Annotated in this window: 10 protein-coding genes and 1 tRNA gene; 10 read left to right on the top strand and 1 reads right to left on the bottom strand. The window is 63.6% G+C overall.

Going from position 1 to position 11,993, the window contains the following annotated elements:
* Positions 1 to 18: 18 nt before the first annotated feature.
* The 4 genes from G6N10_RS05030 (at position 19) to G6N10_RS05015 (ending at position 3,418) form a co-directional block, all read left to right on the top strand.
* The gene (locus G6N10_RS05030) at positions 19 to 801 is read left to right on the top strand and encodes a sulfite exporter TauE/SafE family protein (protein ID WP_085097501.1); all 783 of its coding nucleotides are present in this window, start codon (positions 19 to 21) and stop codon (positions 799 to 801) included.
* 211 nt (positions 802 to 1,012) lie between these two features.
* On the top strand, positions 1,013 to 2,002 hold the full coding sequence (locus G6N10_RS05025) for a sulfite exporter TauE/SafE family protein (protein ID WP_085097504.1): 990 nt from the start codon (positions 1,013 to 1,015) through the stop codon (positions 2,000 to 2,002).
* A 114-nt stretch (positions 2,003 to 2,116) separates the two neighbouring features.
* Positions 2,117 to 2,193 (top strand) — tRNA-Pro (locus tag G6N10_RS05020).
* A 241-nt stretch (positions 2,194 to 2,434) separates the two neighbouring features.
* Positions 2,435 to 3,418, top strand: a complete 984-nt coding sequence (locus G6N10_RS05015; protein WP_133055152.1) for a hypothetical protein — start codon at positions 2,435 to 2,437, stop codon at positions 3,416 to 3,418.
* Positions 3,419 to 3,496: 78 nt separating this feature from the next.
* Here G6N10_RS05015 and G6N10_RS05010 read toward each other — a convergent pair.
* A protein-coding gene (locus G6N10_RS05010; RefSeq protein WP_109750552.1) for an IS3 family transposase occupies positions 3,497 to 4,722 on the bottom strand; the annotation gives its coding sequence in 2 pieces (ribosomal slippage) (positions 3,497 to 4,491 and positions 4,491 to 4,722; 1,227 coding nt in all).
* Between the two features lie 374 nt (positions 4,723 to 5,096).
* Between G6N10_RS05010 and G6N10_RS05005 the strand changes: the two genes are divergently transcribed.
* The 6 genes from G6N10_RS05005 (at position 5,097) to G6N10_RS04980 (ending at position 11,991) form a co-directional block, all read left to right on the top strand.
* The gene (locus tag G6N10_RS05005) at positions 5,097 to 6,332 is read left to right on the top strand and encodes an IS256 family transposase (protein ID WP_085097510.1); all 1,236 of its coding nucleotides are present in this window, start codon (positions 5,097 to 5,099) and stop codon (positions 6,330 to 6,332) included.
* Between the two features lie 418 nt (positions 6,333 to 6,750).
* Positions 6,751 to 8,586, top strand: coding sequence for a toxin glutamine deamidase domain-containing protein (locus G6N10_RS05000; RefSeq protein ID WP_133055153.1), 1,836 nt, complete (start codon positions 6,751 to 6,753; stop codon positions 8,584 to 8,586).
* 749 nt (positions 8,587 to 9,335) lie between these two features.
* The gene (locus G6N10_RS04995; protein ID WP_085097537.1) at positions 9,336 to 9,599 is read left to right on the top strand and encodes a hypothetical protein; all 264 of its coding nucleotides are present in this window, start codon (positions 9,336 to 9,338) and stop codon (positions 9,597 to 9,599) included.
* Between the two features lie 215 nt (positions 9,600 to 9,814).
* Complete coding sequence (locus tag G6N10_RS04990) at positions 9,815 to 10,756, top strand: immunity protein Imm33 domain-containing protein (RefSeq protein WP_085097519.1); 942 nt, start codon at positions 9,815 to 9,817, stop codon at positions 10,754 to 10,756.
* A gap of 36 nt (positions 10,757 to 10,792) precedes the next feature.
* Positions 10,793 to 11,536: a hypothetical protein gene (locus G6N10_RS04985; RefSeq protein ID WP_133055154.1), complete on the top strand. Its 744-nt coding sequence runs from the start codon at positions 10,793 to 10,795 to the stop codon at positions 11,534 to 11,536.
* A 23-nt stretch (positions 11,537 to 11,559) separates the two neighbouring features.
* Positions 11,560 to 11,991 carry a hypothetical protein gene (locus G6N10_RS04980; protein ID WP_133055155.1) on the top strand — a complete coding sequence of 144 codons (432 nt, stop codon included), beginning with the start codon at positions 11,560 to 11,562 and terminating at the stop codon, positions 11,989 to 11,991.
* Positions 11,992 to 11,993 lie beyond the last annotated feature (2 nt).

Raw genomic sequence — 11,993 nt, 5'->3', positions numbered from 1 at the left:
GCCGGTAGGGTTCCAGCGGTGTCGCTGACCGAGATAATCCTGATCACCCTGGCCGGCGTCGGCGCGGGCGCGATCAACTCGCTGGTGGGTTCGGGCACGCTGATCACCTTCCCGACCCTGGTGACCCTCGGGTTCCCGCCGGTCACCGCGACGATGTCCAACGCCGTCGGCCTGGTCGCCGGGGGAGTCTCGGGCACCTGGGCCTATCGCCGCGAGCTGACCGGCCAGTGGGACCGGCTGCGCTGGCAGATTCCGGCCTCGCTGATCGGCGCCGGCATCGGTGCCTGGCTGCTGCTGCATCTGCCGGAGCGGGTGTTCGAGACCGTCGTGCCGGTGCTGCTGGTGGCGGCGCTGGCGCTGGTGCTGATCGGCCCCCGGATCCAGACCTGGGCGCGGCGGCGCGCCGAACAGGCCGGCCGGTCGGTCGACCATGTGAGCTCCGCGCGGATGGCCGCGCTGGTGGCCGGAACGTTCGCCGTCGGGGTGTACGGCGGCTACTTCACCGCGGCGCAGGGCATCCTGCTGATCGCGGTGATGGGTGCGCTGCTGCCCGAGGACATGCAGCGGATGAACGCCGCCAAGAACCTGCTGTCGCTGCTGGTCAATATCGTTGCGGCGGTGGCCTATACGGCCGTGGCCTTCGACCGGATCAGCTGGTCGGCGGCCGGGCTGATCGCGATCGGATCGCTGATCGGCGGCTGGCTGGGGGCACACTACGGGCGGCGGCTGTCGCCGAACGCGCTGCGGGTGGTGATCGTGGTGGTGGGCCTGATCGGGCTGTACCGGCTGCTGACGGTGTAGGCTCGGCGCAGTTTGACGACTCGCGGGAAGGGACGACCGATGGCCGAAGGTGTGCGCAACGCACCCGCGCCCTCGGATGCCCAGGCCCTGGAGCCGTTCTGGCCGTCGCGTCGTCTGATGGCCTTCGATGAGCGGTGTTGTCCGCGTAGCTGATACGCGTCCAACCCCACTCGGTCAGTTCTGACCGTCTCATCGAAAGCACTCGAACTTCATGCGTTCGCTCATCATCTTCACCCTTGTCGGCGCCGGCGCCCAACTGGTCGACGGGGCTCTCGGCATGGCCTTCGGCGTCACCGCGTCCACCCTGCTGGTGCTCAGCGGGGTGGCCGCCGCCCAGGCCAGCGCCGCCGTCCACCTCGCCGAGGTGGGCACCACCTTGGCCTCCGGCCTGTCGCACTGGCGCTTCAAGAACATCGACTGGTCGATCGTGGCCAAGCTCGGCGGGCCCGGTGCCGTCGGCGCATTCCTGGGCGCCACCGTGCTGTCGTCGCTGTCCACCGAGCGGGCCGCGCCGCTGATGGCGGGCATCCTGCTGGCCATCGGCGTCTACGTGCTGCTCCGGTTCTCCCTTGGCCGGCCGCCGGGGCTGCGCGGCACCCGCACCCCGCACACCGCGAAATTCCTTGCGCCGCTCGGGTTCTTCGGCGGCTTCATCGACGCCTCCGGTGGCGGCGGCTGGGGCCCGGTGACCACCAGCACGCTGCTGTCGCGCGGCAAGACCGCCCCGCGCACGGTGATCGGCTCGGTCAGTGCCTCGGAGTTCCTGGTGGCCGTTTCGGCGTCGCTGGGCTTCCTGGTCGGGTTGCGCGAGGAGTTCCTGCACAACCTGCCGATCGTGCTGGGCCTGGCCGCCGGCGGCGTGCTGGCTGCGCCGCTGGCGGCCTGGCTGGTCACCAAGGTCAGCCCGGCGCTGCTGGGCACCATCGTCGGTGGCGTCATCGTCATCACCAACTCCCAGAAGCTGATCACGTACCTCGGGATCACCGGCGGTGCGAGCACCGCGGTCTACCTGACGATCCTGATCGCCTGGGTGGCGCTGATCGGCTACACCTGGCGCAGTTCCCGGGCCCCGGAGTTCGTGCCCGACGAGCTGGCTGCCGAGGTGTCGCGCGACCCGGAGTTCATCGACGAGCTGGCCGAAACCCGCGATGCGCGGGTGCGGCGGCCGGCCCCCGCACCCGGGGAGGAGCCCGGGCGGTGAGGGCGGCCGACGGCCGGGTTGCGGCGGGCGACGCGCACGGCCGACCGGATTGGGGCCGCGCGGGGTGTCTGCGGTAGGCTTCCTCACGCTGCCGGGGAGAACGTTTCCGGCACGCGGGCTGTGGCGCAGCTTGGTAGCGCACTTGACTGGGGGTCAAGTGGTCGCAGGTTCAAATCCTGTCAGCCCGACCAAGAGAATTAGGCTTTGACCTGCGCAGAGTCTTCTCCGCGAACTTCCCCACCGGGACGTGCTTGGGACCAGACTGGGACCAGACCGCATATGTGAAGTAATCGGTGAGGGTAGCCGTGGGAGTTCGTGGTCGATGGTCACCGAGTTTGAAACCCGAGCGGTCTTGCTCTGCACGGAAGGAACCATCAGCCGTTTTCGACACGAAAGCGGAACCACCGGGAAGTGTCGGGTGCCGGTGGAATCATGAAGCTCATGGTGGCAGCGAGGGACCGCGAGGACGGTCAGGAGTCCGCCGGGCGCTGGGTGAACCCATGGATCGCCGAGTACAAACGGCGCCAGGCGATGCTGATGGAAATGCGGCCGTTCGAGGTGATCGCGATGATGCGCGATCTCAATCTGACCTCGTACGCATTCAGCAAGAACGCCGAGGAACTACAGGCCCACGTCTTGAGCTACCCCGCGGTCGGCCAAAGCCAGCCATTCAACCCTGACGTCGGCGATCCCTTCGGCATCGAGCTAGCGCGACTCGTCGCGAACCTACTCGCCTCCGTCAAGTCGCTCGTTTCAGGTCAGCGTGCGGTGCTGCGTGACATCTGGCCAAAGCTCGGCAAGGAACTCTCTGAATTCGAGCAAGGCGAGTACACCGCCAAACGCCTAGAAGTGTTCGAAGCGGATGAGGCCAAACTACTGGAGGAACTCCGCAACTACTCCCAGCACCAGTTCCTCCCGTACTTGAATCCGGCGTGGCAGTTCTCACAGTTGGTTCCGATGGCAGAGTTCCAATTTCGGTTGCATGTCGAGCCGCTTCTGAAGTGGGACAGCTTGACGGCGGTGGTTCGCAAATACCTGGAGAAGCACGGCGATTCGATCGATCTGATCCCGATCATCGGTCGCTATACAGCTGCTGTGCGTGAGTTCTACAGGTGGTTCTGCCTCAAGGTCGACGAAAAGATGAAGCCAGAGCGCGTCGAGTACGATGCCCATGTCGACGAGCTGATGGCGTACGGCGAAGAGGTATTCCTCGCACCGGATTGGATCCGCTCAGCTGGTGGGGAACCCCCTCCCGATTGGAACGGCGCGCGGTGGCGGCGTCGATCTATCGCCGAGATTCGCCAGCGACGATGGGCGCTCGGGCACACGTCGTTCCGCGGCATTACCGTCGATGGCCGGGGTGTGGCTGAAGTTGGGGATCACCCATGGACACAGATCGTGCTCCGTGTTCCGTGAGCAATCAACGCATGTACCGCGCAATGGAGCGGGCCTCCGCCTCCACGTTGATCCGCCCCGGCGTGTCGGGAGGTTCTCTTATCTGAGTGCCTCCTCGGTCTGAGGGTGCCGCTGGCGATGGTAGTAGAGCGCTTCAGCTCGGTCCGGCGTGAGGTCCTGGCAGTAGCCGTTGGGCCGCCGGCGGTTGTAGAAGGCGACCCATTCGGCGGTGGCCAGGGACAGCTCGGTGGCGCCGGGGTAAAGCGGTTGGTGGTCGATGAGCTCGGTCTTGTAGCTGCTGTTCACCGATTCGGCCAGGGCGTTGTCGAAACTATCGCCCACCGATCCCACTGACGGCAGGATGCCTTCGGCGGCCAGCCGTTCGGTGAAGGCAATCGCGGTATACTGCGAGCCCGCGTCGCTGTGATGAATGAGCGACTCCAAATCGGTTGTACCGGAACGCTTTCTAGCATCTATGGCGTGGTTGATCGCATCGGTCACGAGCCTTTGGGTCATCTCGGTGGCCACCTTCCAGCCGACGATCTTGCGGGCGTAGACATCGGTGACGAAGGCGGTGTAAGCCCAGCCGGCGCGGGTTCGGCAGTAGGTGAAATCGGCCACCCACAATCGGTCAGGCGCCTGCGCGACAAATCGCCGCTGCACCCGGTCAGGTGCCCGGGTCGCGGCCGGGTCGGCAATGGTGGTGCGGACCCGACGCCGCTTGCAGGCACCGCGCCATCCCATCTCCCGCATGACCCGCTCCACCGCACACCGCGAGACATCGAGTCCGTTGGTGCGCAATACAATCCATGTCTTGCGGGCACCCAGGACCCGATACAGCGGGTTGGATCGACGGAGCCGGTAGATCGCGTCGATCACCTGCGCGTCAACCCAATCGGCCTTCGAGGGGCCGCAGCGGGCGCGGTGGGCGTAATACGTCGACGGGGCGATCGTGACGCCGAACTCCGAGAGCACGGCGCACATCGACTCGACACCCCACTTGAGACCATCAGCGCCCACCCGCTGGTGCTGGTGGGCGCTGATGAACTCCACGACTACTGAGAGGGCCGGTCGAGTTCGGCGGCGAAGAAAACCGATGCCGCCTTCAAGATCGCGTTGGCCCGCTTGAGTTCGGCATTCTCGCGGCGCAGCTTGCGCAGCACCTCGGACTCCCCGGTGGTCTGCCCGGCCCGCTGCCCGGCGTCGATCTCGGCCTGGCGGACCCATTTGCGCACCGTTTCAGCGGTACCGACACCCAGCAGGTCAGCGACCCGACCCATCGCCTCCCACTCCGAGGTCGTGTCGCTGCGCAGATCGGCCACCATCTGCACCGCCCGCGCCTTCAACTCGTCTGGATACCGCCTCGATGACTTCGAACCCACGTGCCCATCCTTCCCAACGGGAGAAGTCTCCGGACACACCGGGGCGGATCAACGATCAGGCAGGCCGCCGAGAACTGGAACGGGCCCATGCAGGCTGCACATCGTGGAGGCCAGGTCGACGAGTTCGATACTTTCGAGAGTCTTCAGGTCGAGCTCGCCAACGGGTAAGTCCCCTGGGGTGGTGGGGTTTCGGGGGTGGGGCACGGGCCCGGTCCGGAAAAGTTCGGTTGGGCGTGTCGGTGCCGGTGTTGGGGTGGGCCATCGCGTAGTGATCAGGGAGTCACCTACCAAAGTCACTCACAGAAGGACACAACGCGATGACCCAGAACCATTCTGCCCTGCTTGCCCAGCTCGACGCGCTCAAGTCCGCGGATTCCGGGGCGGTGTTCGCCGAGTTGATCCGTGCGGGCCTGCAGGCCCTGATCGAGGCCGAGGCCACCGAGGCCATTGGCGCGGGCCGCTACGAGCGCACCGGGGTGCGCAGCGTGCACCGCAATGGGCATCGGCCCAAGACGGTGTCGACGACCTCCGGCGACATCGAGGTGCAGATCCCCAAGCTGCGGGCCGGGTCGTTCTTCCCGTCGCTGCTGGAACGCCGCCGGCGCATCGACAAGGCGTTGCACGCGGTGATCATGGAGGCCTACGTCCACGGCGTCTCGACGCGCAGCGTCGATGACCTGGTCACCGCCATGGGCGTCGACAGCGGTGTCTCCAAGTCCGAGGTGTCGCGGATCTGTGCGGGCCTGGACACCGAGATCGAGGCGTTTCGGACCCGCAGCCTGGCCCACACGCAGTTCCCGTACGTGTTCTGCGACGCCACGTTCTGCAAAGTCCGTGTCGGGGCGCACGTGGTGTCTCAGGCCCTGGTGGTGGCCACCGGGGTGTCTATCGACGGGACGCGGGAGGTGCTGGGCACCGCGGTCGGCGACAGTGAGTCCTTCGAGTTCTGGCGCGAGTTCCTGGCGTCGTTGAGAGCGCGTGGCCTTTCGGGGGTGCATCTGGTCATCTCTGATGCCCATGCTGGTTTGAAAGCCGCTGTGGCACAACAGTTCACCGGTTCTTCGTGGCAGCGCTGCCGGGTGCATTTCATGCGAAACCTGCACACCGCGGTCTCCGCCAAGCACGCCCCGGCGGTGACCGCGGCGGTCAAGACGATCTTCGCCCACACCGACCCCGAAGAGGTCGCCGCACAGTGGGACCGGGTGGCCGACACCCTCGCGGCGAGCTTCCCGAAGGTCGCGGCGATGATGGCCGAGGCCAAGACCGACGTGCTGGCCTTCACCGGGTTCCCGACGGCTCACTGGCAGAAAATCTGGTCGAACAATCCCATCGAGCGGTTAAACAAGGAAATCAAGCGCCGAGCCGATGTCGTCGAGATCTTCCCCAACCCGGCGGCGTTCCTGCGGCTGGCCACCGCCGTGGTCATCGAGGCCCACGACGAATGGCAGGTCACCCGCCGCTACCTCTCCGATGTCTCCATGGACGAACTACGCATCGTCATCGCGAAGAAAGAAGCCGCCGCAGCGCTTGCCAAACAACACCAAATCGCCTAGCGTTCAACATGACTCGTTGATCATGAAGCGTTGACCACGCTAGATCCGAAGTCCACCACTCCCCGGGGCACTATCCAGAAAGGGCTTTACCGGCAATCAAGTGTTCCAGGAGATCATCGACAGTTCAACGCGCAGTCGTCCAAGTGTCAATGCCCAGCTGGGAATCGACCCCCACAACCCGCCGCCGCTGCCCCCGCAGCAACTGCACGGCGATAGTGCCAGGGGCCACCCTGATCCGCTGCAGGAGCGCGGGAGCTCCAGGGGTGTCGATTCAGGCACTGATCGATCGGGAAGTCAGGGCGGTGACTCAGACTCTGGCTCCACTGATTCGACCACTCAGATGGGTGACGACCCGACCGGCAATCGTGGGGATGGGGCCGACCCACCCTCGGCCGGGGGTGATTCTGATGGGCTCAGCGTGGAAAAGCGGGATGAGATTGTTTCTACTGAGCCCGGACAGCGACCTGATCCGTCGCTCTATCTTGCACCGGAATACATTTCCCAGCACCTGGAGAAATTTCAGGATGGTGCAACGAGGTTCATGCCTGAGAGCAACCTGGAGAAGTATGGGATCGCGCAGCGCGATGGCACGTCTTTTGTAATACCCAAAGACGATGCAGACGCGATGTTGGTGCGCACTCAGGGGGATCCGCGTGCCCTGGAAAGAGAGTTGGGTCTACCTGAGCACTTCCTGGACTCACACAAAGTTGTTCGCGTCGATGTTCCCCATCCGAATGACGCCAATGTGCGTATGCCATCGGGTAACGAGGCGGGGGCCAATGACCAGTGGCTTCCGGGCGGACGCTTACCAGACGGTACCCCTGAAGCTGTCATCGATGGCGGCAGATTGGGGCCCGACTCTTACAATGTGTCGGATCTGGCAAACGCTGATGTCGCACGCGGTCCCGACCCGCACAACCTGCCCGCGCAGGAACCCCATGGTGAGGGCGGCGGCAGCCCCGATCCGCTGCCGGAGTCGCCTGAACACCGCGAGCGGGAGGCGGACCGGGCTCTGGCAGAGGACCGCCAGAGCGACTGTGCTGACTATCTTGCCGCGGAGTTGGGGGAGCGGTTGGGTAGGACGGTTGATTTGCCCGGCGAGCCGTCTCCGTCGGGGCGGCCCGCGCGAATTATCTTTGAGGAATTCGAAGTTGGTGCTGAACGTACGACGCACGCGGGTATCGAGGCTCGACTCTTGGCTGAGGGGCCTGGTTCGACGGGGTTGGTTGTCTCGAGGTGGTCCGCCGAGGGTGCCAGTGGTCACGGTTATCTCGCGGTGAACGACGGCGGGGTGATTCGGCTGGCTGATCCGGAGACGGGACGCGTGTCCGGGTGGCCGCCATACTGGGGAGACGAGGCTGTGTCGCGGGTGGCTGCGGGGTTCTTCGACGCTGACGGTCAACCGCTCACGCCGCTGCGCAGTGAGGCCGATCTGCGTGCGGCCGACGAGGTCGGCGACATTGGGGCGTTGCCCCGTCGTACCTTGGTCGATCCTGGCCCTACCGATGCCCCGATCATTCGGGAGCGTCCGGATCTCGGGGTTAATGAGAACGGCACTCCGGTGCGGGAAACTGACTACGGTCAACGTACGGTGGAGATCGTCTCCAACGATAGCCCGACCGATACGTCCCATCCGGACTATCAGCAGGTGTCGCGTTCTTTGCGAGTCCTTGACTACCCGGTGGGCGCGCATCCACGCTGGCCGGAGTTTGCCGTACGCGAATATCATGTGACTGTTGGTGGCAACGAAGCGGTGTTCTCCGCGCTTGGGGAGCCGGTGCCGGGTTCTGACACTGCGAGTCGGTATCACCCCCACGAGGTGCGGTTCATCGAGCGTGAAGTGTTTGGGCGTGTTGATCGTCCCTGGACGGAGTTGGCTGAGCAGGGGCGGGCGGTGTTGCAGGCCGGTGACGCTGGTGGGCACATGCTGTCGTTCCTGGGGTTTTTGGACAATGGTGCGTGGAACCTGTTTTCGCAGGACGCGATTTTCAACAACACTGCCTACCGCAGTTATGAGAACTACCAGAATGATTTTGTCCGTCACGGCGCGTTGGCGGAAGGAACGATCACGCTTGTCCGCGATGGCATCGATGCCCGGCCCGAACGGGTTGAGGTCGACGTTCAGATCCGTGATGAGGCCAGCGGCGAGAGGATCACTAAGATCGTAAAAAACTTTTCCAATGATCCACATCAGCAATACCATCGGCCGCACTCCGGGCCGCAGATCCGCGAAATCATGAAAGGATTTAGATGAGCATCGATAACGATGAGGTGGTTATCCGCGAATGCGTGGAGATCATGCTCTCGGATCCCGAATTCAATCAGGACCCCTGGGACCGGTGCCTCTACTCCGAACATTACGCGGTGGGGGTGCTGTCCATGCAAGATTTCTTCCTGGCGGACGGCAAATTTGGGCTCCTGGGTAATCGGTTGACGCGCGAATCTAAACATAGGATCAATAGTATTTTGGGGGATTTGCGGCGTGATTCGGGGTTGGCAGTGCCGTGGAATGCCATTGCCGTGGTTGTGGATCGCGCATCGCGTTCAGGTTATCTGCATCGTTTTTATGGCAGTGCTGCGGAATGGTGGGATGGTTACGGTGGCGATCGTGTGCGGGAGGAGGCGGCGCGGTTGTTGACGTTGAGTGAGTCGACGGAGGTTTTTGGGGAGTCCGAGTTTGCCATTGATATGTCGACGGCGATCGATGCGGTGGCCGACTACATTCGCGAGCGTGGCCTCGATGTCGATGCCCGGGAGTTGCTGGCCGCCCGGTTTGAGGGTGGGTGGCGGGTGTATGTGCCCGAGGACCCGTCGGAGGATCTCCTGGATGTGCGGTTAGGCCGGATGTATTTCCTGGTCAGCGATCAGGGGCGGGTTGGTGAGGTGAGTTCGTCGGTCCCGCCGGCGCAGGCGATTGCCGATTTCCTGGCGCAGGATCATCGCGGACTTCCTGGCGCAGGGTCACTGCCCTTGTCGCCCGGACCGTCTTTGGGGCGAAGGATCATGCAGTTTCAGGACACGTACTGTTCCAGGCAGGAAAGGTACTCCCTGGGGATCGAGTCGAATTCCGGCCGATACTACGTATCGATTCCTGTCAGCAACGGTATCGTCGACTACGAGGAATACTACGAGCTGAGCGCGGGCCGATACCACGAGTTCTTGGAGAACCCCACCGCTGCAATTGAATTCGCCGACGAATGCCGTCGTCGCGAACATGACGATCTACTCCTGGAGCAGCCCGGCGGAAACCGCGGAACGCCGGTGTGAAACGTCCCTCATTTGTGCGGGATCGCGATCTTGAATTACATTGTGGCTGACCAGAGTGGATCTTGTTGGTTTGATGGCCAGAAATATGAAAATTTATGGAAGGGTAATCTGCGGCAGTTGAATACGTCGGCGGCCGGAGCGTCTACGCGCTCGTCGAACACGGGCTTGGCAAAATCTGGAGCGGTGCATCGGGCTTGGGCGAGGAAAGGCGATCGATGACAGCGACCAACCAGTCCATCCCAGGCGCCGGCGTCTGCCTGGCAACCGTGAACGCATTGCAACACCGTGGGGCACCACTGTGGGTGTGGCGCCGTCCGTCGGAGGGCGGAGATGACAACGGCTGGCGGATCATGAGTCACCTCGACACTGTCGATGACCTGGAGAACCCCGATCGGTGGCACGTGATCGGCTTCAACGAGGTCTGTGTCATCGAACCTGGCCTGGCCGCAGTCTGGGGGTTCCCGGTGGGGACTGGAATACAGCTCGTCCGTGACGAGAGGGGCTTCTATATCTTCGATACCTTCACCGGCGAACTGATCCCGCCGGAGCAACTGTATCCATCCCAGGGTTCGACGGTGGAAGCTGTCTTTGACGAGTTCGGTACCCGATTCCAGCTATGGCGGCTGCGATACGCGTTGGCAGAACGGCCGGCGTGGGGCCCACCGACGGGGAAGGGGGGCAAACTCTGGGTTCGCTACGGCTACCCCGGTCCGGGCTGGGTCGGCTTCGTCGTCTCGCCACGTGAGGGGGGCTACGATTTGCTGCGGGTCCGCGCCGAAGTTCCGTCAGCCCCCGTCGAGAAGCTCGTCGGTTTCTTCGTCCGTGCCGACGACGCCGGAAAGTACATCTTGTTCGAGATCGGCGAGCATCTCCGGTCATTGTGCGGGCTGGCCCCGCTGATGCGGTTGTGGCACGCGGCAGGAGTGGATCCGCGTATCACCGTCACCCCCGTCGCACGGTTCGTCAGGCGCTACGAGGTGGCGTGCGATCCGCGGCAATACGCGATCCTGCACGCGGGCGGAATCCAGCCGCAGGCGCGGATTCTGGCTTTGAGTTATGACGAACTAGATAATTTGCTGTGCGCGGGGATGCCGGCGAACATGCGGGCCGCTGCGCCCGGAGCCGGCGCCGCGCAGAGAGGCCGCGAAAGTCAGTGATGGGCGGCTTCTGGCCTAGCCTAGGGTGGAGAATAAATGAAGCCTGAAACAGAAAGGCGCACGGTGGCGACGGTTGACAATTTGAACACGTTGGTGGATCAGGTGTTCACCCAGCGGGATGAAGCCTCCCGCGTTGCGCTGTTCCGGGCGTTGGCATCGACTGAGGTGTTCTACCCCGTCAGTATCGAGGAGATCGATGGTCAACGTCGGGTCCACGTGCCGTTGACTCAGCTCGAGGACGGAAGTCATGCCTTCGTCGTCTACGTTGCCAAGGATCATCCTGACCTGACGCAACAGTTCGGCGGAGCCACGTGGCCGCACACCCTAGAGATGGCTAACGACACCCCCTTAGCCCAATGGATGATCGTACGGGGCGACTCGGAGAGTTGGGTGCCGATTGAGCGCAGCGAGTTCTGCGGCCTCATGCGGTGGCTGGATGCGGGTGATCAACGGCTGGATTCGTTGATAACTGAGATCGCCGACGGTTCCTCGGATGGAGCGAGCAACCGGCTACGGGAAGAATTGAGATCCAGCGAAGAACTCTTCGCCCGGATCGAGATTAGAGATGGCGAGCCGTCGGTCTTTGTGACCGGCGCCGCTGGCGATGTGGGTTCGCTCCTTCAGGTATTCACCAGCAGGCGTCGTTCCGGGCTGACCTACGGCGGAATGACCTGGGAATCCATCGTCAAGGTGCTCGCTGAACGGCCGGAACTGAACGGTGTCCAGATCATCAACGACACCGATCACTGGATCGTGCTGGATCGCGCGGATGTCGCGTAGCGACCTGGGAGGGATACGCGGCCATGGGATTTGAGGAGCTGGGCGACGGTTTAACTGATTGGTTGGAGGGATGGATTGACAAGGTGAGCGGTGGTGCAGCGGTGTCGACTGCTGCAGCAAACCCGGTGGGCGAGATCATCGTCTCGATCTTTGGGGAGCTGATCAAGTTGGATCTGAAACCGGATGCTGGGAAGACGACGGGCGAAGCTCTGGCCAGGGCTATCGAGCAAGCCTATGCGGAGGCATACCGGGAGTCCTTCCGGCAACTCGGTATGGTCTTTGATCGGCTCGAACGCGATGTGGCCGAAGACGGGCGACTACTGGCGAAGGTCCGGACCATGCGTGCGGAGTACGCCGATCCCGGTGCCCTCCAGCGATTGCTCCGGCATCGGCAGGCTCACCGCGAACATGCGACCTGGGATCCGGCGGTCGATCCGCTGCGTCGAAATATTTGAGG

Source organism: Mycolicibacterium fallax (assembly GCF_010726955.1).
GTDB lineage: Bacteria > Actinomycetota > Actinomycetes > Mycobacteriales > Mycobacteriaceae > Mycobacterium > Mycobacterium fallax.
Note: the sequence above shows the minus strand (reverse complement) of the source record. Positions and strands in the feature narration are given on the sequence as shown.

Coding starts and splice junctions, on each gene's coding strand:
- G6N10_RS05025 (WP_085097504.1), top strand. CDS start 1,013: ATGCGTTCGCTCATCATCTTCACCCTTGTCGGCGCCGGCGCCCAACTG.
- G6N10_RS05015 (WP_133055152.1), top strand. CDS start 2,435: ATGAAGCTCATGGTGGCAGCGAGGGACCGCGAGGACGGTCAGGAGTCC.
- G6N10_RS05005 (WP_085097510.1), top strand. CDS start 5,097: ATGACCCAGAACCATTCTGCCCTGCTTGCCCAGCTCGACGCGCTCAAG.
- G6N10_RS04995 (WP_085097537.1), top strand. CDS start 9,336: ATGCAGTTTCAGGACACGTACTGTTCCAGGCAGGAAAGGTACTCCCTG.
- G6N10_RS04990 (WP_085097519.1), top strand. CDS start 9,815: ATGACAGCGACCAACCAGTCCATCCCAGGCGCCGGCGTCTGCCTGGCA.
- G6N10_RS04985 (WP_133055154.1), top strand. CDS start 10,793: ATGAAGCCTGAAACAGAAAGGCGCACGGTGGCGACGGTTGACAATTTG.
- G6N10_RS04980 (WP_133055155.1), top strand. CDS start 11,560: ATGGGATTTGAGGAGCTGGGCGACGGTTTAACTGATTGGTTGGAGGGA.